Annotated in this window: 24 protein-coding genes; 14 read left to right on the top strand and 10 right to left on the bottom strand. The window is 60.8% G+C overall.

What is annotated here, in order from left to right; translation table 11 throughout:
- Positions 1-2 precede the first annotated feature (2 nt).
- Positions 3-707, top strand: coding sequence for an RlmE family RNA methyltransferase (locus FHT92_RS05195; RefSeq protein ID WP_183749053.1), 705 nt, complete (start codon positions 3-5; stop codon positions 705-707).
- 55 nt (positions 708-762) lie between these two features.
- Complete coding sequence (locus tag FHT92_RS05190; protein WP_183749054.1) at positions 763-1,161, top strand: VOC family protein; 399 nt, start codon at positions 763-765, stop codon at positions 1,159-1,161.
- Here the strand turns inward: FHT92_RS05190 and FHT92_RS05185 are convergent.
- Positions 1,154-2,575 carry a DHA2 family efflux MFS transporter permease subunit gene (locus tag FHT92_RS05185; RefSeq protein ID WP_183822994.1) on the bottom strand — a complete coding sequence of 474 codons (1,422 nt, stop codon included), beginning with the start codon at positions 2,573-2,575 and terminating at the stop codon, positions 1,154-1,156. The two genes, FHT92_RS05190 and FHT92_RS05185, sit on opposite strands and share 8 nt — an antisense overlap.
- A gap of 456 nt (positions 2,576-3,031) precedes the next feature.
- Between FHT92_RS05185 and guaB the strand changes: the two genes are divergently transcribed.
- Together guaB and FHT92_RS05175 are read left to right on the top strand one after the other, a co-directional pair.
- Positions 3,032-4,516, top strand: a complete 1,485-nt coding sequence (gene guaB / locus FHT92_RS05180; RefSeq protein ID WP_183749056.1) for an IMP dehydrogenase — start codon at positions 3,032-3,034, stop codon at positions 4,514-4,516.
- A gap of 2 nt (positions 4,517-4,518) precedes the next feature.
- Positions 4,519-5,067 carry a hypothetical protein gene (locus FHT92_RS05175; RefSeq protein WP_183822992.1) on the top strand — a complete coding sequence of 183 codons (549 nt, stop codon included), beginning with the start codon at positions 4,519-4,521 and terminating at the stop codon, positions 5,065-5,067.
- A 4-nt stretch (positions 5,068-5,071) separates the two neighbouring features.
- Here the strand turns inward: FHT92_RS05175 and FHT92_RS05170 are convergent, their stop codons facing one another.
- A complete protein-coding gene (locus FHT92_RS05170; RefSeq protein WP_183822990.1) occupies positions 5,072-5,989 on the bottom strand; it encodes a LysR family transcriptional regulator in 918 nt (305 codons plus the stop codon).
- 97 nt (positions 5,990-6,086) lie between these two features.
- On the opposite strand from FHT92_RS05170, the gene FHT92_RS05165 reads away from it, so the two are divergent.
- The 4 genes from FHT92_RS05165 to FHT92_RS05150 all read left to right on the top strand — a co-directional run bounded on the left by FHT92_RS05165 (position 6,087) and on the right by FHT92_RS05150 (position 9,295).
- Entirely contained in the window at positions 6,087-6,860 is a 774-nt protein-coding gene (locus FHT92_RS05165) for an SDR family oxidoreductase (RefSeq protein ID WP_183822988.1), read from the top strand.
- Positions 6,861-6,959: 99 nt separating this feature from the next.
- A complete protein-coding gene (locus FHT92_RS05160; protein ID WP_183749059.1) occupies positions 6,960-7,376 on the top strand; it encodes an MAPEG family protein in 417 nt (138 codons plus the stop codon).
- 115 nt (positions 7,377-7,491) lie between these two features.
- On the top strand, positions 7,492-8,367 hold the full coding sequence (locus FHT92_RS05155; protein WP_183822986.1) for a dienelactone hydrolase family protein: 876 nt from the start codon (positions 7,492-7,494) through the stop codon (positions 8,365-8,367).
- Positions 8,368-8,653: 286 nt separating this feature from the next.
- A complete protein-coding gene (locus tag FHT92_RS05150) occupies positions 8,654-9,295 on the top strand; it encodes a TetR/AcrR family transcriptional regulator (protein WP_183822985.1) in 642 nt (213 codons plus the stop codon).
- Between the two features lie 17 nt (positions 9,296-9,312).
- Here the strand turns inward: FHT92_RS05150 and FHT92_RS05145 are convergent, their stop codons facing one another.
- Positions 9,313-10,272, bottom strand: coding sequence for a LysR substrate-binding domain-containing protein (locus tag FHT92_RS05145; RefSeq protein ID WP_210278346.1), 960 nt, complete (start codon positions 10,270-10,272; stop codon positions 9,313-9,315).
- A 207-nt stretch (positions 10,273-10,479) separates the two neighbouring features.
- Here FHT92_RS05145 and FHT92_RS05140 point away from each other — a divergent pair, with 207 nt between their 5' ends.
- A complete protein-coding gene (locus FHT92_RS05140; protein ID WP_183749063.1) occupies positions 10,480-10,779 on the top strand; it encodes a DUF1127 domain-containing protein in 300 nt (99 codons plus the stop codon).
- Between the two features lie 87 nt (positions 10,780-10,866).
- On the opposite strand, the gene FHT92_RS05135 is transcribed toward FHT92_RS05140, so the two are convergent.
- From FHT92_RS05135 to FHT92_RS05115, 5 genes are all read right to left on the bottom strand, one after another.
- The gene (locus FHT92_RS05135; RefSeq protein WP_183822981.1) at positions 10,867-11,760 is read right to left on the bottom strand and encodes a DUF937 domain-containing protein; all 894 of its coding nucleotides are present in this window, start codon (positions 11,758-11,760) and stop codon (positions 10,867-10,869) included.
- A gap of 94 nt (positions 11,761-11,854) precedes the next feature.
- Complete coding sequence (locus FHT92_RS05130) at positions 11,855-13,228, bottom strand: glutamate--cysteine ligase (protein WP_183822979.1); 1,374 nt, start codon at positions 13,226-13,228, stop codon at positions 11,855-11,857.
- Between the two features lie 142 nt (positions 13,229-13,370).
- Positions 13,371-14,108: a 16S rRNA (uracil(1498)-N(3))-methyltransferase gene (locus tag FHT92_RS05125; RefSeq protein ID WP_183822977.1), complete on the bottom strand. Its 738-nt coding sequence runs from the start codon at positions 14,106-14,108 to the stop codon at positions 13,371-13,373.
- Between the two features lie 14 nt (positions 14,109-14,122).
- Positions 14,123-15,619 carry an inorganic phosphate transporter gene (locus tag FHT92_RS05120; RefSeq protein WP_183822975.1) on the bottom strand — a complete coding sequence of 499 codons (1,497 nt, stop codon included), beginning with the start codon at positions 15,617-15,619 and terminating at the stop codon, positions 14,123-14,125.
- A gap of 62 nt (positions 15,620-15,681) precedes the next feature.
- Positions 15,682-16,194 (bottom strand): NUDIX hydrolase, encoded by a 513-nt coding sequence (locus FHT92_RS05115; protein WP_183822973.1) that lies wholly within the window; start codon positions 16,192-16,194, stop codon positions 15,682-15,684.
- A 267-nt stretch (positions 16,195-16,461) separates the two neighbouring features.
- Between FHT92_RS05115 and FHT92_RS05110 the strand changes: the two genes are divergently transcribed.
- Positions 16,462-17,340 (top strand): LysR substrate-binding domain-containing protein, encoded by an 879-nt coding sequence (locus FHT92_RS05110; RefSeq protein WP_183822971.1) that lies wholly within the window; start codon positions 16,462-16,464, stop codon positions 17,338-17,340.
- A gap of 90 nt (positions 17,341-17,430) precedes the next feature.
- A complete protein-coding gene (locus tag FHT92_RS05105) occupies positions 17,431-18,588 on the top strand; it encodes an adenosylhomocysteinase (RefSeq protein WP_183822969.1) in 1,158 nt (385 codons plus the stop codon).
- Positions 18,589-18,701: 113 nt separating this feature from the next.
- Here the strand turns inward: FHT92_RS05105 and FHT92_RS05100 are convergent, their stop codons facing one another.
- The gene (locus FHT92_RS05100) at positions 18,702-19,688 is read right to left on the bottom strand and encodes a zinc-dependent alcohol dehydrogenase family protein (RefSeq protein WP_183822967.1); all 987 of its coding nucleotides are present in this window, start codon (positions 19,686-19,688) and stop codon (positions 18,702-18,704) included.
- A gap of 103 nt (positions 19,689-19,791) precedes the next feature.
- On the opposite strand from FHT92_RS05100, the gene FHT92_RS05095 reads away from it, so the two are divergent.
- Positions 19,792-20,643, top strand: a complete 852-nt coding sequence (locus FHT92_RS05095) for a LysR family transcriptional regulator (RefSeq protein ID WP_183822965.1) — start codon at positions 19,792-19,794, stop codon at positions 20,641-20,643.
- A gap of 16 nt (positions 20,644-20,659) precedes the next feature.
- Here FHT92_RS05095 and FHT92_RS05090 read toward each other — a convergent pair whose 3' ends face one another.
- The gene (locus FHT92_RS05090) at positions 20,660-21,556 is read right to left on the bottom strand and encodes a LysR family transcriptional regulator (RefSeq protein ID WP_183749072.1); all 897 of its coding nucleotides are present in this window, start codon (positions 21,554-21,556) and stop codon (positions 20,660-20,662) included.
- 136 nt (positions 21,557-21,692) lie between these two features.
- Between FHT92_RS05090 and FHT92_RS05085 the strand changes: the two genes are divergently transcribed.
- Together FHT92_RS05085 and FHT92_RS05080 are read left to right on the top strand one after the other, a co-directional pair.
- Entirely contained in the window at positions 21,693-23,132 is a 1,440-nt protein-coding gene (locus tag FHT92_RS05085) for an FAD-linked oxidase C-terminal domain-containing protein (RefSeq protein ID WP_183822963.1), read from the top strand.
- Positions 23,129-24,328 carry an FAD-binding protein gene (locus FHT92_RS05080; protein WP_183822961.1) on the top strand — a complete coding sequence of 400 codons (1,200 nt, stop codon included), beginning with the start codon at positions 23,129-23,131 and terminating at the stop codon, positions 24,326-24,328. The genes FHT92_RS05085 and FHT92_RS05080 overlap by 4 nt, the downstream gene beginning before the upstream one ends.
- Positions 24,329-24,463: the final 135 nt, after the last annotated feature.

Here is a 24,463-nt window from a genome sequence, read left to right as displayed (position 1 = left end):
GCATGACCAAAGCACCGATCGGCCGCAAGCTCGGCCAGCGCGTCAAAAAAAAGAAGCTGAAGGCCTCATCCCGCCAGTGGCTGCAGCGCCATATCAACGATCCCTATGTGCAGCGCGCCCAGCTCGAGGGCTATCGCGCACGTGCGGCCTTCAAGCTGCTGGAGATCGATGAGAAGTACCATATCCTGAAGGGCGCAAAGCGCATCATCGATCTCGGTGCTGCCCCCGGCAGCTGGTCACAGATCGCCGCGAAGGTGACAGGATCGACGGATGAGGATGTCCGCGTTGCCGCGATCGACTTTCTGGAAATGGCCCAGCTTCCCGGCGTCAAGATCCTCCAACTGGACTTCCTTGATCCCACAGCGCCGGAGAAGCTGATGGAGGCCGTCGGCGGCACGCCCGATCTGGTGATTTCGGATATGGCCGCCCCCACGACTGGCCACCACCGCACCGACCATCTGCGCACCATGCACCTTTGTGAGGTCGCAGCGCACTTTGCCGTCGAAGTGCTGGGCGAGGGTGGGCACTTCCTCGCCAAGACCTTCCAGGGCGGCACCGAACGGGATCTGCTCGCCATGCTGAAGCAGCATTTCCGTCAGGTCGTGCACGTCAAACCTGCTTCATCTCGTGCCGAATCGGTCGAGATGTTCCTGCTGGCGAAGGGTTTCAAAGGCCGCAAGGCCGAGGCGGAGCCCGAGGAGGCTTGATCTTTGCACCCGTCCTGCGGATGATGATTTCCCAGGACTGGATACCACCGATCCCATGCTTCTTTACGTTACACTCGGAACCAACGATCTCTATCGCGCCCGGCATTTCTATGATGCCGTCCTGCCGGTGCTCGGCTACCGGTGCCAGCGCTATTCGGAGGAGGAGATCGGCTATGCCGCCGATGGCGACACACGCTGCCGCTTCTGGGTCGTAACCCCTTTCAACAGGCGCCGGGCGACGAACGGCAACGGCTCGATGGTGGCCTTCGAGGCGGAAACGCGGGCGGCGGTCGATGCCTTCCATGTAGCGGCAATTGCGGCCGGCGCTATCGATGAAGGCGAGCCGGGGCTGCGCTCCTATCACGCGCATTTCTACGCAGCCTATGTCAGGGATCCTGACGGCAACAAGCTATGCGCGGTCTGCGAAAAGGCCGAAGAACCGCCCTTTATTTGACCGGCTGCTGCTCGGCGTTGATCGTCGACGGCACGCGCTTGGCGCGGTGGCCCGACACGGAAGCCCCAGCGTCCTTGGCCATGAGGACAAAGGGGATGGTGGCGATGACAGTCAGCCCGGCGATGACGAAGAAAGCGATGTGGAAATCGGTGACCTGCAGCTCGGCTCCACGAAAATAGATCGAGGTTTCCAGGATCGAGGCGGCAACCGCGACGCCGAGCGCCAGGCTGATCTGCTGCATCACCGAGGCCATGGATGTCGCCTGGCTTGCCTGCGCATCGTCGATATCTGCAAAGGCCAGCGCATTGACGCCGGTGAACATGAAGGAGCGGGAGAAGCCACCAAGCAGCAGCACGCCGATGATGACGAGATGCGGTGTCTCCGGCGTGAAGAGACCGGTCACGGCGGTCACGACCGTCGTCACCGCGCCGGCGCAGAGAAGCGTGGTGCGAAAGCCGATCGCCTTGTAGACGCGCCGCGCGATGAACTTCGTGGTAATCGCGCCGATCGCGCCGGCAAAAGTAATGAGGCCGGACTGAAAGGGCGTAAGACCAAATCCGAGCTGCAGCATCAGTGGCGTCAGAAAGGGCATTGCGCCGACGCAGATGCGAAACAGGGTGCCGCCGCTCGTCGAGGCGCGGAAGGTCGAATTCCTGAACAGGTTGAGATCGAGAATCGGCGTCGGATAGCGCCTGGCGTGACGCACATAGAGCACGCCGCAGAGGATGCCGACAGCAGTGGCCGCAATGCCGATGATCGGCGGCAGGGCCGGAAGACTGACGACCGAGAGGCCGAAGACGACGCCTGCAGCTGCAAGGCTGGTCAGGATAAAACCCGTGAAATCGAGTTTCGGCGGAGCCGCCGCCTCTATGTCCGGCAGGAAGATTGTCGCGAGCCACACGCCGATGATGCCGACAGGCACGTTGATGAGGAAGATCCAGTGCCAGCTGAAATAAGTGGTGATGAAGCCGCCGAGCGGCGGACCGGCAAGCGGGCCGACAAGGGCCGGGATCGTCAAGAGCGCCATGGCCGAGACCAGTTCGCTCTTCTGCGTCGTTCGCACCAGCACGAGACGCCCGACAGGCGTCATCATTGCGCCGCCCATGCCCTGCAGGAAGCGTGCGAAGACGAATTCGACGAGGCCGGAGGAGAAGGCGCAGAAGATGGAGCCGACGACGAAAACACAGATCGCCAGCCGGAAGATATTCTTTGCGCCGAACCGGTCCGCCATCCAGCCGCTGATCGGAATGAACACCGCAAGCGCCACCATGTAGGACGTGAGAGCCAGTTTCAGGGTGATCGGCCCGACATGCAGATCGGCCGCAATCGCCGGCAGGGCCGTCGAGATCACGGTCGAGTCCATCTGTTCCATGAAGAGGGCAACGGCGAGGATCAGCGGGACGATGCGGTTCATAGGCGAATGCCTTGATGGATGCGGATGGGGCTTGGGAGGCCCGTGCTGTGTAGTCCCAGTTATGGGCTGTGCCAATCGGTCCCGGTAATCCGTTTGGATCACGACTGCGTGACACTGCTTGTTCGATACCTTCGTCTATCGAGATTGAAATGTGCTTACCGGGCCAGGACGACATCTGAGCCAGACGCATGGCTCCCATGTGAAGGCATCTACTCGAAAATCGAAGTCGATTTTCCAAAGCCTGATGCATAAATTCAAGGTGTTGGAGCGTCCTCTGCGCGTCCAAATGGATGTACGGCGTCTTAGGCTTGGCTATTTTCCCGGCTTTTTTGCTATTTCCTTCCTGTCATAGACGTGTTACCAGCCCTCGCCAACTTCCATAAACTCATGCACACCGCCGGTGCGGACGATTCGTACCGGGTGGGTTGCATTTTTCTTTCTTGAAGGAATTTGGCCATGGCTCGCATCATTGAAACGCCAACCGGACTGGACGCACTCACCTTCGATGACGTGCTGCTGCAACCCGGTCATTCCGAAGTCCTCCCCGGCCAGACGAGCGTGGCAACACGCCTTGCACCGGACTTCGAGCTGAATATCCCGATCATCTCGGCGGCGATGGACACCGTCACCGAAGGCCGTCTGGCGATCGCCATGGCACAGGCCGGCGGCCTCGGCGTCATTCATAAGAACCTGACGCCGGCTGAACAGGCAGAGCAGGTTCGCCAGGTCAAGAAGTTCGAAAGCGGCATGGTCGTCAATCCGGTGACGATCGGCCCCGACGCGACGCTTGCCGACGCCCTGGCGCTGATGAAGATGCACGGTATCTCCGGCATTCCGGTCGTCGAAAAGTCCGGCCTTCTCGTCGGCATCCTCACCAATCGCGACGTCCGCTTTGCATCCGATCCGACCCAGAAGATCTTCGAACTTATGACCCGCGAAAATCTCGTGACGGTCAAGGAAAGCGTCGATCAGCAAGAGGCCAAGCGTCTGTTGCACTCCCATCGCATCGAAAAGCTGCTGGTGGTCGATGGCGAGGGCCGCTGCGTCGGTCTCATCACCGTCAAGGATATCGAAAAGGCGCAGCTGAACCCGAACGCATCGAAGGATGCGCAGGGCCGCCTGCGGGCTGCTGCTGCCGTCGGTGTTGGTGACGATGGTTTCGAGCGCGCCGAACGGCTGATCGATGCAGGTGTCGACCTGCTCGTCGTCGATACCGCGCACGGTCATTCGGCGCGTGTTCTGGAAGCCGTCGGCCGCGTCAAGAAGCTCTCCAATTCCGTTCGCATCATGGCCGGCAACGTCGCGACCTATGACGGCACCAAGGCGCTGATCGATTCCGGTGCCGACGTCGTCAAGGTCGGTATCGGGCCGGGTTCGATCTGCACGACGCGCATCGTCGCCGGCGTCGGCGTTCCGCAGCTTGCCGCCATCATGTCGGCGGTCGAGGCCGCAAAGGATCAGGGTATTCCCGTGATCGCCGACGGCGGCATCAAGTTCTCGGGCGATGTGGCGAAGGCGATTGCTTCGGGCGCTTCTGCCGTCATGGTCGGCTCCCTGCTCGCCGGCACCGATGAAAGCCCGGGCGAGGTCTATCTCTATCAGGGCCGCTCCTTCAAGGCCTATCGCGGCATGGGCTCCGTCGGCGCCATGGCCCGCGGTTCGGCGGACCGCTACTTCCAGGCGGAAGTGCGCGACACGCTGAAGCTTGTGCCTGAAGGCATCGAGGGCCAGGTGCCTTACAAGGGTCCCGTGTCCGGCGTCCTGCATCAGCTCGCAGGCGGTCTCAAGGCTGCCATGGGTTACGTCGGCGGCAAGGACATCAAGGAGTTCCAGGAGCGTGCTACCTTCGTGCGCATCTCCAGCGCCGGTCTGCGTGAGAGCCATCCGCATGACGTGACCATCACCCGCGAAAGCCCGAACTATCCGGGCGCCGGCGCCTGACAATGAAGTCGAGCAGCTCGATTCCGCTCTGGATCATCGCGCTGCTCGCAGCCCTCTGCCTCGTCGTCCTCGGCTGGACCACCTTCGGCTTCACCATGCCCTTCGAGCATGAGACCGGGCAGGCAGTGCTCGATACATATTTTGCAGGCTATGACGAGTCCGCCGTCTTCCATATGCAGACGCTGCTCGATCGGAACGAGACGGCGAGCCGCATTCTCCGGGCCATGTATTTCGGCCCGGAACTCGTCTTTCCGGCTTTGCTGACAGCCCTTCTATTCCTGATTTTCCTGCGGCTCGGCCCGATCGGGACATGGCGCGGCCGGCCGGCACCCCGCCTGCTCGGCCGTATCACCTACATCCTGCCCTTCATATACGGGCTTGCCGACTACGGCGAAAACATCTCGAGCCTGGTGGCCTTCAGCGACAGCGGCGCGGCAGGACTTGCCGCACAGATCCTGCCGTGGATGACGAAGCTGAAATTTGCAAGCCTTGCAGTCTGTGCCATTCTGATCGCGAGGGGCGCGATTCTCCGTTGGTCGCGTGAAAACTGAGCCTTTATTGCGGCCAGCGCCATGTCGGATGTGAGAGCCTTGCGGCGAAAAACTCTGCAAGCGCCTCCACTTTTGCCGGACGCGCACGTGCTGATGGCGTGACGAAATAGACGGCCCCTTTCGGCAGGGTCCAATCGGTGAGGATCGCTTTCAGCCGTCCATCGATCAGATACTCATAAGCCATGAATTCCGGCAGCTCGACAATGCCGAGACCGCGTAACGCCATCGGGATCAGCGCCTCCGAATTGGTCGCCCTGAGCGGCCCGTTCGGCACGACGATCTCCTCCTCTCCCGCCTTGTTGCTGAAGCGCCAGATATCCTGCCGCGGCCGATAGGCGTAGCCGAGGCAATGATGGGCGGCAAGCTCGCGCGGGTGCTGCGGGGAACCATATTTCTCGAGATAGGAGGGGGCTGCCAGGATGAAAGGTGCCACCGGCGCCAGCCGTTTGGCCACTAGAGAGGAATCCGGCAGGACGGCGATGCGCAGCGCTGCATCGAAGCCTTCGCCCACCAGATCGACCACCGCATCGCTCATATGCATATCGATCGAAACATCGGGATAAAGCTCGAAGAAATCGGGCAGGATCGGCGCCAGCCACTGCCGCCCGAAAACCATCGGCACCGCAAGGCGGATCAGCCCGCGCGGCTGACTGGAGAGTTCGCGAGCCGCATTCTCTGCCGCTTCCGCCTCCGCATAGATGCGCTGGGCGCGGTCGACCAGCCGCAGCCCGAAATCGGTCAGCGCCAGTTGCCGCGATGTGCGGTTGAAGAGCCGCGCGCCGAGCCGGTTTTCCAGCCTGCTGACCGCCCTCGATACGGTCGGCACGGAAACGCCGAGCGCCTTGGCGGCACGAGCGAAAGAACGCTCTTCTGCAACCTTGGCAAACATCGCCAGCCCCTCGAAATCGGGAAAACCCATCATTTCATTCCTGCAATGATACCTTTCATTTGTTTCTATTCAGAAACAAGGGGCGCGTCCACATCTTCTGCTCAGTCGAACGCAACAGGAGACGACGACAATGAGCCAGACACTGAATGGGACACAGAGACTGAATGGGAAGATTGCGGTCATCACCGGCGCAACATCAGGTATCGGCCTGGCCACCGCAAAGCGCTTCGCAGCCGAAGGTGCACGGCTTTTCATTACCGGCCGCAGAAAGGAAGTGCTTGATGCGGCTGTTGCCGAAATCGGCGGCAATGTCACCGGAATTCAGGCAGACTCGGCAAAGCTTGCTGATCTCGACCGCCTCTATGAACAGGTGAAGGCAGAGGCCGGCCGCATCGACGTGCTTTTCGTCAATGCCGGTGGGGGCTCGTTTGCCCCGCTCGGCGCAATCACCGAGGAGCAGTATGACGATACCTTCGGGCGTAACGTGAAAGGCGTGCTCTTTACGGTGCAGAAGGCGCTGCCCCTGCTTGGGCAAGGTTCGTCAGTCATCCTGACCGGCTCGACGGCGGGGGTTTCAGGCACACCGGCCTTTAGCGTCTACGCTGCCTCGAAGGCCGCGATCCGTAACTTCTCTCGCAACTGGATCCTCGACCTGAAGGATCGCGGCATCCGCATCAACACGCTGAGCCCGGGGCCGACCGAAACGACAGGTCTCGTTGAACTCGCGGGTCAGGACAAGGCCGAGCAGCAGGGCCTCCTGGACTATATGGCATCGCAGGTTCCGATGGGGCGCGTCGGCCGCCCGGAAGAAATCGCCGCAACGGCCCTCTTCCTCGCGACAGAAGAATCGAGCTTCATCACCGGCGCCGAGATCTTCGTCGACGGCGGTATCGCCCAGGTCTGACCCTGAAGACGGCCCGCTCCACGGCGGGCCATCACGGCTCTGGCATCCGGCAGGTCTTTCCGCTACTGCTCCGGCAGTCGCCGAAAGAAGGAATGATTGATGACTGGCTACGAGATGTTCTGGCCTCTGCTTGCCCACGTCCTGCTGGTCTATATCCTCTATGGGCTGCTCGGCATGCGCCGCGGCAAAGCGGTGCGCGAAGGACGGATCAGGAAATCCGATTTTCGTGAGAACCGCGATGAACCAGCCGAATGCCTTTTCGTCAAGAACAGCCTTTCCAACCAGTTCGAGCTGCCGGTGCTCTTCTATGCCTGCAGCATTCTTCTTTATATCACTGAGGCGGATAATCTGGCGGCCGTCGTGCTTGCCTGGCTTTTCGTCACCCTGCGATATGCCCATGCCTATGTGCATGTCACCAGCAACGATCTGCGCTATCGCAGCCCGCTCTTCGCCGCCGGCTTCGTGGTGTTAGCTGCCATGTGGGCCTGGCTCGCCGGCTGGATGCTATTCTCCTGATCCGGGGTGATTTTTACAGGTAGGTCGGTAACACAGTTTTGTTCCTCCGTTATCGGCCGCTGACCTATGTTCCCCTTTGCCGATTGGGCATGGGGTGGAAACAAGGAGGTCCGTCATGGAAAAGCCCGTCATTACGCAGGCAATGATCAATGCCTATGATGAATATACGCATCTGACGCTGGATCGCCGCAGCTTCATGGACAAGCTCACGAAGCTTGCCGGCTCGGCAACCGCGGCCGCGGCAATCGCGCCGCTCTTGGCCGCCAACAAGGCAGCCGCCGAGGTCGTCGCCGAAAATGACGATCGCCTCACCGGTAAGGATATTACCTATCCCGGTAGCGGCGGTGACATGAAAGGTTATCTGGTGCAGCCGAAGAATGCCTCCGGCAAGCTCGGCGCCGTCATCGTCATCCATGAGAACCGCGGCCTCAATCCGCATATCCGCGATGTCGCCCGCCGCATGGCGCTCGAAGGCTTTGTGGCGCTCGCGCCAGATTTCCTGTCGCCGCAGGGTGGCACACCTGAGAACGAGGATCAGGCGCGCGACATGTTCAGCAAGCTCGATGCGGCCACGGTTACCGCAAATGGCGAGGCGACGGTCATCTACCTCTCCAAGCTCGACACGGCGAACGGCAATGTCGGCGCGATCGGCTTTTGCTGGGGCGGTGGTGCGGTCAACAACCTCGCGGTCAAGTCGCCCGAGCTGAAGGCAGGCGTGGCCTATTACGGTGCACAGCCGCCGGCCTCTGACGTTCACAACATCAAGGCGGCGCTGCTGCTCCACTATGCCGGCCTCGATGATCGCATCAATGCGGGCATCGATGCCTACAGGAAGGCGCTGGAGGAGAATGGCAAAAAATTCGAGATTTACGTCTACGACGGCGTCAACCACGCCTTCAACAACGATACCTCGGCTGCCCGCTATGACAAGGCAGCGGCCGATCTCGCCTGGGGCCGTACGGTCGAGTTTCTGAAGCGGAACCTCGCCTGACCCAAGCTTCGGCCCCAAGCTTCGGCCCCAAGCTTCGGCATTGTGCCGAAAGACGATACAGGTTTGATGACGTATGCTCAGCTGGTCTTGCTGAACGAGGTGTTGAGAGGCCCTCTCACGCGGACCAAAACGGGGCGCAATGCCCCGTTTTCCCCAGCCTCTTGCCATTGCCTAAAATCCGACCATTTCCATTTACGACGGATGAATACCTGCATGTCATATCGGCCCGAAGCGCCGGCGTGACACACCAGTTCGGCCGCTCGATAACGAGACAGATGGGGACCACATGATCGCGGATATTTCGGATCGCATTGCTCTTCGCAGGAAGCCGAAACAGGAGCGAAGCATCCAGCGGCTGGACCTCATCCTCAACGCCGCAGCCACCATCATCGCCGAAAAGGGCGTCAGCGCCATGCGGATGACCGAGCTTGCCGTCGCCGCGAACGTTCCGATCGGTTCGGTCTATCAGTATTTCCCCGAAAAGGCGGCGATCGTCAAAGCGCTGTTCGACCGCCATGCGCAGGCGATCCAGCAGAAGACGGCCCAAATGTTCGCGGATGTTCGGTCCTTGGACGAAGCTCTCGACCTGATCTCCGCGGTGATCGACTGGTATTATGCCGAATACCGCAACGATGCCGCCTATCTTGGCGTCTGGATGGGAACGGAGACGGATCAGGATCTCCTGCGCCTAAACATCGAGCATAGCGGCCAAGTCGCCGAGATCTTTCAAGCCGCTGTCCGCCGCCTGGCACCGGAATCTTGCGATGAGCAGATGAAAGCGCGCACTTACCTTTTCAGCCACCTGATCGGCGCGGCCATCCGCCTTGCAGTGCTGAGCGAAGATGGCTTCGGGGAGCGCATTCTCGACGAATGGAAGCGCGCCATCCGCGCCTCTCTATTTGCTCCGACCTCAGCTTCAGCGGCCTAATATCGCCAGCCTCAATATCACCAGCTTGGCATCATGCTGGCAGCAGCCTTCAGCCGCGGATAGTGGCGGGAGGAGCCCGTCCTCATATCCTGTTCCAGACCGTCTTCGATGACGGTCGGCGTGATGTTATCGAGACAGGCGGTGATGTGCGCGGTGATCGCGTTCATCAGCGACAGCGAAACGCCGGGCCGCTTCATGATGCCGATCTGCACCGGTGGCAGCGGCGGGAAACCGTCTGCCTGGCTCAAGACTTTCATGCCTGTCCGCAGTGCTGATTCCGGCATGACCGATACCGCCATCCCGGCGAGGACGGCGGAGGCGACCACAGTGCAGGACCAACTCGTGAACAGGACCTGATATTCACGGCCGACGGCATCGAGCGCCGAGCAGGCGAGCTGGCGCCACTGGCAATCGCGACGGCCGACGGCAAGCGGCACCGGCGCATCGTCGCGGATCGGGTGGTTGGCGGAGCTCACCCAGCAGAGCGGCTCCGTGCGCACCACGTCTGAAATGCGTTCGCGCGGGTTGTGGGTGACGAGCGCGATATCGAGCTCTCCCTTGTGCATGCGATCTGCGAGATCCACCGATGGTTCGCAGACGATATAGAGCTCGACATTCGGATGCGTCTTGGCAAAGCGGCCGATGATCTCGGGCATGTAGCGGTCGGCATAATCGTCGGGCGTGCCGATGCGCAGAGTGCCTTCCAGCCTGTTGTCGTCGAAGGCGGCGATCGCCTCGTTGTTCAGGCGGATGATGCGGCGCGCGTAATTGAGCAGCTTTTCACCTTCGACCGTCAGCCGGTTGCCGCGGCCGTCCTTGATGAAGAGCTGCTTGCCGATGCGTTCTTCCAAGCGCCGCATCTGCATGGAGACGGCGGACTGTGTCTTGTAGACCTTGTCGGCCGCTTTGGTGAAGCTGCCGGAGTCCACGATTGCGATGAAAGTCTGCAACTGGTCGATATCAAGGGGCGCCGACATGATCTTGTCCATCCATAAAGATCTCTGATGTTAATCATTAGAAACATTCGTTGGACTGATCAATAGGTCTTTGGCATCTTCGGGATGCAAATCAAGCAAAGTGAAGGACAGACACCCTGCCTGTCCAGCCTGTGAGCAGCTTTGCCCTTCCTGCACGACCTCGCAGGCGGGGTGGGCTGTTCTGCGCCCCGAAGAAAGGAGAGTTCGATGCGCACTCATGAACAGACACTAGAACTCGACTGCGGCAAGCTCGCCCCGACGTTCACCCAGCGTCTTATGGCTGGCCTTGCGCCGCTGGCAACCGCCCTTCGCATCGTGCGCAATCGCTCGCAGGTGAATGGGCTTTACGACCTTGATGACAATCAGTTGCGGGATATCGGCCTGACGCGGGCCGATGTCACCTCCGCATTTCTGGCTTCGACCTTCTTCGAAGATCCGTCGGAGCATCTGACGCAGGCGGCCAAGCGCCGCTGGCGTATTGCGGTCATGCGCCCCTACAGGGACTGAACGCAGGCGTTTCCCCGCAGGGTGATAGCCAATAGCCCTGCTGCTTAACCCGGTGATCGGCTTTCCCAAGCCATCTCCGGGTTTTTTTTATGGCTTGCCTGTTGTGGAGGGACCGGCGGGAGCATTGTTTTCAGGGGAGGGCGCCGTCTTTGGCCGATAGGCTTCGAAGATCGCCTCGAGGCTCTTCTGATAGCTCTTCTGCACCTCGAGACCACTGTCGAACATGGCGTTCAGCATCTCGCTATAGCTGTCGTTTTCGGCTTTCGGTTCTTCCTTCGGCGGCTCCGGAGCCTTTGCAGCCGGCTGCTGAAGCCCTGCCATCATCTCCTGGAATGCCTTAGCGAAGGGATTGTCCAGGAAAGGGTTGACGGGTTGTTGCGGCTGGGGCGCCGGTTTCGGCACGCTGAACATCAGCTGCATGGCCTGGGTGAACGGATTATCGAAAATGCTGGGTTCGGGTGTCGTCTTCGGTTTCGGCGCGAAGCCGGTGCTCTCAAGCCATTTCTGGATCGTCTCGCCCATGGCAGTATTGACGAAAGGATTGACCGGCGAGGCCATCTGACCGGTCGATTGCTTGAAGAGCCCGCCCATCAGCGTACCTGCCATGACCGGCAGCATCTGCTTGTAGATTTCCTGGCCGATGCCGGTCATCTGCGCCGCCTGTGCGGCAATGGCGCGCGAGACTTCCTTCGATCCAAAAAGCTGGGAAAGGACGTTATTGCCGTCGGAAATGCCTTCGGGGGTGAAAGCCTTGCTCATGTCCTCGAAATATTTGGCATAATTGCCCGACGCCACCGCCTGCATGAGGCCGGCGAAATCGTAAGGATTGCTGGTGCTGCGCTTAAGGCCCGCGGAAAAGGCCGGCGTCAGCGCGGCCATCGCCTTGGTCGCCTGCTCCTGCGCGAGGTTGAACTGCTTGGCGATGGCATCCATCGCCGCCCCGTTTTGCGCCTGCATCATCATGTCGAAAAGTGGCAGCATGAAAGTCCCTTTCCCGGATAGCGGCGCATGTTCGTGCTACTATAGCTCGAAATGCGAATGCGCAAACGGCTTTTTGGAAAGGGCGAACCGCCTTTTAGTATTGATATTCTTGGAAGACTGGCTCGACCGAGCCGTTCCAGCGGCCGTGATAGAGCGCCAGCAGGTCCTCGGCGAGTGTCGCCTTCTTGGCCAGAACCTCGTCGAGTGGTGCCAGGAAGATGCTCTCGTCGACGCCGTCGCCATTCAGCCTGTTGCGTGCTTTCAGGCCGGCGCGGGAAATATTGAGGACCTCACGCGCCGTGTCGATCAGCGCATGTCCGCGGAACTCGGCCTTGAGACCCTCTTCCGGCACCGCGTTGCGCAACGCATTCACTTCGACAAAGCCCCAGTCCTTCGTCAGTTCGTCGGCGGCCTCAAGAGCAGTATCGTCATAGAGCAGTCCGACCCAGAAGGCCGGCAGGGCACAGATGCGCCGCCACGGCCCGCCATCCGCACCGCGCATTTCGAGAAATCGCTTCAGGCGAACATCGGGGAAGAGCGTCGAAAGATGGTTCGTCCAGTCGCCCATCGTCGGCTCATACGCAGCGATCTCGCCTTTCAGCGCCCCGTTCATGAATTGGCGGAAGGTGACGTGGGTTGCCCGGTGATAGTGCCCGTCGCGCATGACGAAATACATGGGTACGTCGAGCGCCCATTCGGCATAATCCCGGAAGCCGAAATCGTCGCGGAAAGTGAAGTCGAGCAGGCCGCTGCGCTGGTTGTCCACGTCGCGCCAGACATCGCCGCGCCAGGAAAGAGCACCGTTCGGCTTACCTTCGGTGAAGGGAGAGGAGGCGAAGAGCGCGGTCGCCAGCGACTGCAGCTTCATCGACACGCGCATCTTGCGGCGCATGTCCTCTTCCGAGGAGAAGTCGAGATTCACCTGGATCGTACAGGTGCGATACATCATGTCGAGACCGCGGGTGCCGACCTCAGGCATGTAGCTGGTCATGATCTCGTAGCGCGACTTCGGCATATGCGGGGTTTCCGCGTAGGTCCATTTCGGGCTGCCGCCGATCCCAAGGAAGCCGATGCCCATGGGCTCTGCGATCTCGCGCACCTGCGCCAGATGGTGGTTGGATTCCTTGCAGGTCTGGTGAATGTTTTCGAGCGGTGCGCCCGAAAGTTCGAACTGGCCGCCGGGCTCGATCGAGATGGCGCCCATGCCACTCTGCTCGGCAAGGCCGATGATATTGTCGCCGTCCGTAATCGGCTCCCAGCCGCTCTTGGCCTGCAGGCCCTTCAGCAGCGCCGAAATGCTGGCTTCGCCAAAATAGGGAACCGGACTATTGTCTTTGCGGAAGAAGACGAACTTCTCATGTTCCGTGCCAATGCGGAATCGGTCCCTCGGCTTGTTGCCGGCGGCGAGATAATCGGTCAGCTCCTGAACCGAAGAGATCGGCGTCTGGTCGGTGGTGTCGCGAGCCATGAAAGTACCTGTATTCGAAGGCGCCGGGGCCAGGATAATTGGAAGGGTGATTAGTGCCCAAGCCAGCCAAGTTGCAAGTGAAATTGTTTCAACAGGTCATCAAAAAAATAGCGGCACTTTCCGCCCGATCGACCTTCGATGATCAATTCCAGTCGCCGATGGCAGCCTGTATCACCGCCATGGCTGCGACGGCTGCCGTGTCAGCACGCAGGATGCGCGGCCCGAGCGGAATAGCGGTCACGAAATCGAGGCTGCGTAGACGCGCCCGTTCTTCCTCCGAAAAGCCGCCTTCAGGGCCGACGAGAAGCGCAAGCTTCCTTTCGGTTACCCTGGAAAGCAGTGGCAGCGGGTTCTGCCCGGCATCACCCTCATCGCAATAGATGATGCGCCGGTCCGCAGGCCAGCGGTCGAGCAGATCGGCAAGCCGCACGGGCTCGGCCACATCGGGAATGCCGAGGATGCCGCACTGTTCCGCCGCTTCAATGACATTGGCGCGGATCTTGTCGAGATTGGTGATCTTGCCTTGCACATGCTGGGTCATGACCGGCTGCAACAGGCCTGCGCCCATTTCCACCGCCTTCTGCACCAGATAATCCATGCGGCCGACCTTCAGCGGCGCAAAGAGATAGTGCAGGTCGGAGGGGGCGGGCTGCGGTCTGGTCTCTTCGCTCGCCGTGAGCAGGATGCGTTTGCGGGTCGGGAAGGTAAGGCTCGCCTTCCATTCGCCGTCGCGGCCGTTGAAGAGGAGGATTTCCGCACCCTCTTCCATACGCAGCACGTTGGCGAGATAGTTGAACTGGTCGGAACTGGCCTCGACGGCGGCACCTTTTGACAAAGGAGCATCGATGAAAAGCCGCTGCATGCGGAAATTGGCGCGCATCTTAAGACCTTGATTCACATGAAGAGCGCGAACATAGCCCAATAAATCACCGCCGCAAGCGCGGCAGAGATCGGCACGGTGATGATCCACGCCCCGACGATCGTCATGAAATGCGACCGGCGAACCAGGTAGCGGCGCCGGGCCTCATGAACGTTCGGCTCCGGCTCCTCGATCTCGAAGGTTTCGGCCTTGCGGCGTATGAATTCGATACGTCGCTTCGAATGGCGCGTGTACCACTCGCGGAAAAAGCCGACACCGAACACCGAGCCGACGGCGATATGCGTGGTGCTGACCGGCAGGCCGAGCCACGAAGCGACGATGACCGTGAAGGCGGTCGATAGCGCTACGCAATAGGCGCGCGTCGGATTGAGCTTGGTGATCTCCTCACCGACGAGCCGGATGAGCCGCGGCCCGAAAAGCAGGAGGCCGACGGAGATTCCAAGAGCGCCGATGAGCATCACCCAGAGCGGTGAGTGGCCGATCATCGCGTCGTCGCCGATGCCGGCCGAGTGAACGATCGCCGAAAGCGGACCCACCGCATTGGAAACATCGTTTGCGCCATGTGCGAAGGAAAGCAGCGCCGCAGACCCGATCAGCGGAAAGTGGAACAGCGTGCGAAGCGAGCTGTTGCGATTTTCGAGATTCTCCGCCTGCCGCAGGATGATCGGCCGTGCGGCCAGCCAGCTGACGAGACCGATGCCGATGCCGATCAGGAGGATCGTCAGCGGCGAGTACCGTCCCTGCGGCGCGAGCTGCAGCACCATATAGGCCATGAAACCGCCAGCCATTGTGGCGATCATGATGGGGACCCACTGTCGGGCGGCGGCGATCTTGTCCTCGCGATAGACGATGAGGGTCTTGACCAGATAGAGGAGCCCCGCGGCGATCAGCCCGCCAATCAATGGCGACGTTATCCAGCTCGCGGTGATTTCCAGCATCACCCGCCAGTTGACCGGCTCGAGCCCGACCGCTCCGATGCCGGCACCGATCACAGCGCCGACGATCGTGTGCGTCGTCGAAACCGGCGCATTCATCCAGGTGGCGAGGTTGATCCAGAGTGCGGCAGCCGTGAGCGCCGCCATCATGATCCAGCCGAGCATGGCCTGCGGCACCACCACGGTATCGACGATACTGGAGGAAATCGTCTTGACGACGTCGCCGCCGGCAATCGTCGCGCCCAGCACCTCGAAGATGGCGGCGATGATCAGCGCCTGCTTCATACTGATGGCGCGCGCGCCGACGGCCGCGCCCACATTGTTGGTCACGTCGTTGGCGCCGATATTCATCGCCATATAGGCGGCAAGGGCCGCGGCGGCAATCACCAGGACCGCCCCTGGTCTGTCGAAAACGTAAACGCCGGCAAAAAGCATCGCGAGGCCGAGAAAGATCAGGCCAAGCCCCGGCGCGACCAGCCGTCGCGAAACATATTTGGCCGCGTCCTCGACATGGGTGAGCTTGTCGAGGTCCTTATCAAGCGTGCGTTTCGTAAGGACGGCGTTGCGTTGCGGCATTCTGTTTCCTGGCTAGATCCTGCTTTTGCGCCGCCTTTTCTAGCAGCACAAGATGGCAAGACTCATTCCGCCGGAATTTGTTTCGGAATGCCGTTGGAAAGGCGTTCGGCCATACGCTGTTTGAAAGCGAGGAAGAGATTGCGCAGTTCGGATTCCTGGACGCGCTTGACCGCTTCGTCGCAGGAAACCCACTCGACAGTTCGCTCGCCCTTTTCTTTGAAATTCTTCGCCACGCCAGTCACTTCGAGGGCATAGACCTGAACCTTGCAAGTCACCTTCATGCCGTCCCGCAAAACCTTAGGGTAGGTATAATCGCCGAGCGTTTCGGTCTCTACCGTGCCGCGTACGCCAGCCTCTTCCAAGGCTTCCTGCGCCGCAACTTCATAGGCACATTTGCGGTTCATCGGCCAGCCTTTGGGGATCACCCAGCGCCCAGTATCGCGGCTGGTCATCAGCAGAACTTCGAGCTCACCCGTCTTCTTTTTGACCCGATAACACAGCGCAGCATACTGTTGTCGCGGCGGACGCCGAAACATGAGTTGCACATCAGAAGCCAGGCGGGCAAGAAGGGTCAATTGTCGGGTCACCTTTGCGATCGTTTAGCTGAGTCGTGTTATATTAGTATGGTATGAAAAGCTTGCGCGATCCATACGTGCAGAACGAACCGGAACACGATTTGATTCATTGTACATAGGAAAATCGAAGCTGGGCAGGTTCTGAAATTCCGTCATTTCCTGTCCTGAAGGCGTCGTCTTGCACAGCTGTACAATATGGGCCGGTGCGGCATCCTAATCAATGCCGCGATCATTTGTTCCACCAGCATTTTTCAAGGTATCGTGATCATGCGGCTCCCACCCCTCAACGCCATCCGCGCCTTTGAAGCTGTCTGTCGTCACGGCAGCATTCTGAAGGCAGCCGAAGAGCTGGGTGTGGTGCGCGGCGCTGTGCGACAGCAGATATCGACACTCGAAGATCACCTGGGTAGCAAGCTCTTCGTGCGTGATGGCCGCAGGCTGGTGCCGACTGAGAGGGCGAGCGCCCTTGCCGAGGCCGCGAGCGCTGCCTTGACGATATTGAAGCGTGCCGCCGCTGAGTTTGAAGACGCACATAGAACGCGCATCCGCCTTGGCGTGCCCTCGGCCTTTGCTGTCTGGTGGCTGATGCCGCGAGCGGCCGACATGCAGGCAAGTCTTGGCGATATCGAAATCGATATCGTGCCGATGACGGTCGTCGAGCCCTTGTCGCAACATCCGGATTTCGATGCCGTGATTATGGGCGGCGAAATCAGATCTTCTGCCGGCGTCACCGAGACACGCTTCATGGAAGACGAATTCGGCCCGGTTGCAACGCCGCCAATGGCGGCCAGACTTGCAGGCGATGCCGCGGCCTTGGCGGAAGCAAACATCCTTATCAGCCGAAGCGCGCCGAAACTCTGGGCGGAATGGTTTGCCGAAAGCGGTACGCCGTCGGTCGCCTTTTCCCGGCGCCGCGAGTTCGAAGATCTTCTTTTGGCGGTGGGTGCGGCCCGTGCCGGCCTCGGTGTTGCAGTGGCGCCGAAAGCCTCGATCGAGGACGATCTCGCCCGCGGCATTCTGGTCGCACCTTACGGCTTCATCCGCCGGCCGACCGGCTACAGCCTCTGCTGCCGGGCATCAGATGCGAAACGGCCAGCCTTCGTAGCACTCCGCAACTGGCTGCTGCGCTCGGGTGGCGCGTCCTGAAAGGGCAGTTTTTCTGCCCTTTCATCAGAAATATCTCCATGCCCGCCCTGTCTCTGCCTCGCTAGAACAGAGGAAAGGAAAGGGCATGAGATGGAAAAACCTGCAACACGCATAGACTGGATCAGCAATAGCTGCCGCCTGCTGAAGGCAACGGCTGCGGAATTCGAAAAGACACGCCCCTTTGCCGGTCTTTCGATCGGCACCGGCATCCATCTGGAACCGAAGACTGTCGCTCTGCTGATGACCCTGCGGGCCGGTGGCGCGCGCCTGATTTGCACCGGCAATCTGAACAGTACGCAGCCGGCAACCGCGGAATTCCTGCGTGCGCAAGGCATCACCGTCTTCGCAACCCAAACGACCGATCTCGTCGCCCATCACCGAAGCCTTGAAGCCGTCCTTGCCGAAAAGCCCGATCTCCTGCTCGACAATGGTGGTGATCTCTTCGCGATCGCAGCCGAGAAGCCCTATGCCAATCTGCTCGGCGGGACGGAAGAAACGACCTCCGGCCGGACCCGCCTGCTGCCGATGCGCGACAAGCTCGCCATGCCGATCCTCGTCATCAATGACAGCCCGATCAAGCAATTCGCAGAAAACAAACACGCCGTCGGCCAGAGCCTGTTCGAAAGCTACATGCGCTTTACCAACCGCTCCACCAATGGCAAACGCGTCACCGTCTTCGGTTACGGCGCCTGCGGCAAGGGCACGGCCGCCGCCTTCCGCAATGCCTTCTCGACGGTGAGCGTTGTCGATATCGACCCCGTCACCAGCCTTGAGGCGCATCTCGACGGTTTCGTCACGCCGTTGCGCGAACAGGCCATCCGCTCGGCAGACGTGATCGCCACCGTCACCGGTTTCCCCGGCATCGTCACAGCAGCCGATCTGCCGCTGATCAACGACGGAGCAATCCTCATGAACGGGGGGCATTTCCCGCATGAGATCGATGTGGCCGCCTTTCGCAGTCATCCCGATGTCGTTGATATCGATCGCTACGAGGCCGATTTTATTGAGACCTTCCACCTGAAGGACGGCCGGTCATTCCACGTTCTCGGTGGCGGCCACATGGCCAACCTGGCCGGTTCGCGTCCGCTTGGCAATTCCGTGGAATCCATGGATCTCGGCTTTACCTTGCAGGCTCGCTGCCTGGAGCGGGTCGCAAAGCGTGGCGTCGGCGCTGAATCCTGCATCGTGCCGGTTCCGGCGGATATCGATGCGATGGTTGCGAGCGCCTATCTCGATCTGGCGCGCTAGAGCAATTCCAGCAAAAGTGCATTGCGGTTTTGCGTCCGGAATTGCGCCAAAAACAGGCTAGCAATTCCAGCAAAAGTGCATTGCGGTTTTGCGTCCGGAATTGCGGAAGGTCGTCAGATGTCGACGACCACTTTGCCTTCAGCCTGCCGGCTTTCGAGCAGCCGGTAGGCTTCGCCGACGTCTCCGAGCGAAAATTGCCGCCGGTCGAGATTCGGCATCAGCGAGCCGGCTTCGACACGTGCTGCGATTTGCTTCAGGATCCCACCATGATGGGCACGATCTTCGCCCGTCAGCAGCGGCGCCAGCGTGAATACGCCGGAATAGGTAGCGCCCTTGAACGACAACGGTGCCAGCGAATGCGTGCCCCAGCCCAGGCTGGTGACAACATGGCCGAACTTGGCGACAGCCTGGAAGGCGGCGTCGAGCCCCTTGCCGCCGATCGTGTCATAGACGATGTCGAAGCCTTTTCCGTCGGTATACTGGGCAATATAATCTTCCGTCGTCTCCTTGGCATAGTCGATCGGCGTGGCCCCGATGCTGCGGAGATATTCGGCCTTCGAACCGCCATCGACGGCAAAGACTTGGGCACCGGCAGCAGCCGCCATCTGCACGGCGATATGGCCGACGCCGCCACCACCGCCGATGACCAGCACCTTTTGTCCGGCTTTCACCTGGGTACGTTCCGCCAGGCCTTCCCAGGCGGTAATTGCAATCAGCGGCAGGGCCGCTGCTTCACGCATGGAGAGATTGCGCGGCTTGAGCGCCACGAGATCGGCATCGACGGCTGCAAATTCGGCAAGCGATCCCTGCAGGCCGCCGACACCACCGGTCATGCCGTAGACTTCGTCACCGGGGCGAAAGCCTTCGACGCCGGGGCCGACTGCTTCCACGATACCTGCCATATCGATGCCGAGGATGGCGGGCAGGGGGTGACGGGCATGCGCGGCCTCGCCGGCCCGAATCTTCAGATCCAGCGGATTGAGTGCGGCCGCCTTGATGCGGACGAGGATCTGGCCGGCCTGGGCCGTTGGCCTTGCGATATCGGCAATCTTGAATTCTGAATTCTGCGCTTCGATAAGCGCGGCTTTCATCGTGCTCATGGAACTCTCCTTGGTTTGTTGGACGCAGAATGACTCATTGAATTATGAATGAAAATGAAAGATACAGAATGAAGATCATGCAATTTTGTTTAAGGCAATGCTATTGGAATGGAGCGATCTGAAACTCTTTCTTGCAATCGCGCGCCTCGGAACACTCGGCGCCGCGGCGCGCAGCCTCGGGCTGACGCAACCGACCATGGGCCGGCGCCTGCGGGCGCTTGAGACTTCGCTTGGCCAGACGCTCTTCCAGCGCACTGCCGACGGTTTTGTCCTGACGGATGAAGGCACGACTGTCTTCGCCCATGCCGAACGCATGGAAGAGGAGGCACTGGGGCTGGAGCGCGAGCTTGCCGGCCAGAGCAGGCAGCTCGACGGCTTGCTGCGGCTCTCTTCGTCAGACTGGTTCGGCGCGCATGTTCTTTCGCCGGTGCTGGCCGAGTTCTCTGCTGCCTATCCCAAGGTCGTCGTCGAACTGCTGACTGACAGCCGGCTTCTCAGCCTCTCACGCCGGGAAGCCGATATCGTCTTCCGGATCGCGCCTTTCACCGAGACCGAGGTCATATCCCGCAAGCTGCTGCATATAGACTATGGCCTTTATATCCGTCGCGGTCTACCGCATCCTGTAGCGGGCGATGGTAAAGGCGCCCGGCTCGTCACCATGGACGAGGCCTTTGGTGGCATGCCCGACGTCGGCTGGTTGCAGAGGCTGTTGCCAAAAGCGGATATCGCCATGCGCAGTAATAACCGCGATGTGCAGGCGACACTCTGTGCCAGAGGCGCCGGCCTTGCCGTCCTGCCGCGCCCGCTTGGCGATGCCATCCCGGCCATCGAACCTGTCGATCTCGGCGAAGCGCCGCCCGGCCGCGATACTTGGATCGGCTATCACCGCGATATGAAGCGGCTGGCGCGGCTGAGGGCGCTTCTCGATCTCGTCGTCGAGCGGCTGGCGGATTAGTCCCTGCTCGCCGGCCTCAGCGCTCCCAGTAGGGGACCGGGCCGTAGAGCTCGGCCAGAAAATCGATGAACAACCGAACCTTGGCCGGCAGAAACTGCCGGCTTGGATAAACCGCTGAGAGCGTGACATTGTGCGAACCCTCATAGGCCGGCAGCACCTGCACGAGTTTGCCGTTTTTTAGCTCCTCGCCGATATCCCAGGTGGAACGCAGCGCAATACCGAGGCCGGCGATGACCGTTTCGCGGATCACTTCGCTGGAATTGGTAATGAGCATGCCTTCGGGCCGCATGCTTAAGGCCCCATCCGGGCCGTCGAGCCGCCAGACATCATTGTTATGAGCCGGCAGACAGCGATGCTGTTTCAACTCCTCGATATGCTTGGGCATGCCATGGGCGGCGACATAATCAGGCGAGGCACAGAGCACGCGACGCACGGGCGCCAGCCGGCGCGCGACAAGGCTGGAATCGGTCAGCTCTGCGATCCGGATGGCAAGATCGAAGCCGCCGCCGACGATATCGCTGAATTCGTCGGTCAGTACCAAGTTAATGGTGAGCTCCGGATGTGCTTCCATGAAGACCTTCAGATGCGGCGCGATATGCATGCGGCCGAAAGAGGTGGGAGCGGAGATTTTCAGCGTGCCATGCATCTGCGTCGAACGCCCGGAAATGTAGAACTCTGCCTCCTCCAGCCCCGCCAGAATACCGAGGACGCGATCGTAGAAACCCTGGCCGGCTTCAGTCAGCGAAATCTGTCGCGTCGTGCGCTGCAGAAGCCGCGTGCCGAGCCGGTCCTCCAGTCGCTTGATGCGCTTGGAAACGACAGCAGGGGAAAAGCCGAGCGCGCGGCCGGCGAGCGACATGCTGCCGGTCGAAACGACCTTGGCAAAAATTTCCAAGTCACCCAGATTGGTCATAAGGTTTTGTAACTTTTTCCCTTTTGGCATAAGTGCTTAACATTTGCGCCGGTTTCGGGAAAGTGCTAAGCCCGAAGAACCGGTGACAGGGAGGAAGTGCCATCGGTCTCCGTCATGTTGGCCGAGGGAGAACGCCATGTCCGACGCTATTTCGTTTCTCGCTCCACGCCCCGACGTTCTGGCGCGCCGCAAGGAAATTGTTGCCGATCTCGTCGATCTCCTGCCGCCGGAATGCCTGATTCACGAAGCGCGCGAACTCGTGCCCTTCGAGACGGATGCCTTCGTTTCCTACCGCCGCCTGCCGCTCGCCGTCGCCCTGCCGCGCTCGACGGCGGAAGTGGCGGCTGTCATGAAATACTGTCATCGCTACGGCATTCCGGTCGTTCCTCGCGGTGCCGGCACTTCGCTTTCGGGCGGTGCGATCCCGCAGGAAGACGCCGTCGTGCTCGGCTTGTCGAAGATGAACCGTCTTCTCGACATCGACTTTGCCAATCGCTGCGCGGTCGTTCAGGCCGGTGTGACCAATCTCAACATTTCAGAAGCCGTCTCCGCGGACGGTTTCTTCTATGCACCCGATCCGAGCTCGCAGCTTGCCTGCACCATCGGCGGCAATATCGGCATGAATTCCGGTGGTGCGCATTGTCTGAAATATGGTGTCACGACCAACAACCTGCTCGGCGTCAAGATGGTGCTGACCGACGGCACGGTGATCGAGCTCGGCGGCAAGGCTCTGGATGCGGCGGGTTACGATCTGCTGGGCCTTGTCTGCGGTCATGAGGGCCAGCTCGGCATCGTCACCGAAGCGACGGTGCGTCTCATCGCAAAACCGGAGGGTGCCCGGCCGGTGCTTTTCGGTTTCGAAAGCTCCGAAGAGGCCGGCCGCTGTGTGGCCGACGTCATCGCAGCCGGCATCATTCCCGTCGCCATCGAATTCATGGACAAGCCGGCGATCGAAATTTGCGAAGCCTTCGCTCATGCCGGCTACCCGCTCGATGTCGGCGCGCTCTTGATCGTCGAGGTCGAGGGATCGGAGGCGGAAATGGACGACATGCTGAAAAGTATCGTCAAGATCGCCCGCACCCATGGCGTCAAGACGGTGCGCGAATGCCAGTCGGCAACCGAGGCGGCGCTGATCTGGAAAGGGCGCAAGTCCGCCTTCGGTGCCACCGGCCGTATTGCCGATTACATCTGCATGGATGGTACCGTGCCGCTGAGCCAGCTTTCGTATGTGCTGCAGCGGACGTCCGAGATCGTCGCCGGTTACGGGCTGCGCGTCGCCAATGTCTTCCATGCCGGCGACGGCAACATGCATCCGCTGATCCTCTTCAATGCCAATGACCCCGAGGACGCTGCCAAGGCCGAAGCGGCCGGCAACGATATCCTGAAGCTCTGCGTCGATGCCGGCGGCTGCCTGACCGGCGAGCACGGCGTCGGCATCGAGAAACGCGATCTGATGCGCCATCAATATTCCGAGGCCGATCTTGCCCAGCAGATGGCAGCGCGCGCCGCCTTCGATCCGCAATGGCTGCTGAACCCTTCCAAGGTCTTCCCGCTCAAGGGGCGTCCTGCCGTATGATCGATCTGGTGCCTGCAAGCGAAGAGGAGGCTGCGGCCATCATCCGCGCGCATGCGCAAGAGGGGCGTGCGCTTGCCATCAGCGGCGGCGATACACGCTCGGGTTTCGGTAATGCGGTTGAAGCGGAGGATCGCCTGCGCTCGACTGGCTTGTCCGGTATCGTCGCCTATAATCCCGGTGAGATGGTCATGACCGCGAAAGCGGGTACACCGCTTGCCGAGGTCGAGGCGGCCCTTGCCGAAAACGGCCAGATGCTCGCCTTCGAGCCCATGGATCATCGCGCCCTGATGGGCACATCAGGCCAGCCGACAATCGGCGGTGTCTTCGCCGCCAATGTCTCGGGGCCGCGGCGCTTCGTGGCGGGTGCTGCGCGCGATAGCCTGCTCGGCATTCGTTTCGTCAATGGCAAAGGCGAGATCATCAAGGCAGGCGGCCGAGTGATGAAAAATGTTACCGGCCTCGATCTGGTGAAGCTGCTTTCCGGCTCGCATGGCACGCTCGGTTTCCTGACCGAAGTGACCTTCCGCGTGCCGCCATGTCCCAAGACCGAGGAGACCATCGTCATCTCCGGTCTCAGCGATGTCGAGGCCGCAAATGCTATGGCGGCGGCCATGGCTTTGCCGGTGGAGGTTTCGGGTGCTGCCCACCTGCCTTTGACGGTGACCTGGAAATTTCTCGGCGGTAAGCTGCCGGAGGGGGAGGCGACGGTGCTGCGCATCGAAGGCCTGCCCAGCTCAGTGGACTCGCGGGCGGCAAAGCTTCTGTCGGCGATGGCGCCTTTCGGCCAGGTCGTCAGGCTCGACCGGGCAGCAAGCCGCCAGCTCTGGCAGGAGATCCGTGACGTGGCGCCCTATGCCGATGGAACCGCACGGCCTGTCTGGCGGGTTTCAGTGGCACCTGGTATCGGCCATCAACTGGTTGCGGCCTTGAGGCTCGAAGCGGGCGTCGATGCTTTTTATGACTGGCAGGGCGGTCTCGTCTGGATGCGCATGGAAGCCGATCCGGAAGCGGATCTGGTCCGCCGCTTCATCAAGGCGCTCGGTGGCGGCCATGCGACGCTCATCCGCGCTACGGCTCAGGCAAGAGCGGCGGCGTCAGCCTTCCATCCGGAGGAAGAGGCAGTGGCACTGCTTTCGCGTCGGGTGAAAGAAAGCTTCGACCCGGCGGGGATCCTTAATCCGGGCAAGATGGGATGATGGAGATGCTTGTTCCGGAATATGGACGGTCGATGGATTGGACGACGGTGCTTCTTGTTTCCCCTTCTCCCCACCGGGCAGAAGGTGGCCCGAAGGGTCGGATGAGGGGGCCACAGGGCACGTCGTTCGCTGCCC

The sequence above is a fragment of the Rhizobium sp. BK377 genome (assembly GCF_014193935.1).
GTDB lineage: Bacteria > Pseudomonadota > Alphaproteobacteria > Rhizobiales > Rhizobiaceae > Rhizobium.
This window is presented reverse-complemented; position numbering and strand designations above follow the sequence as displayed.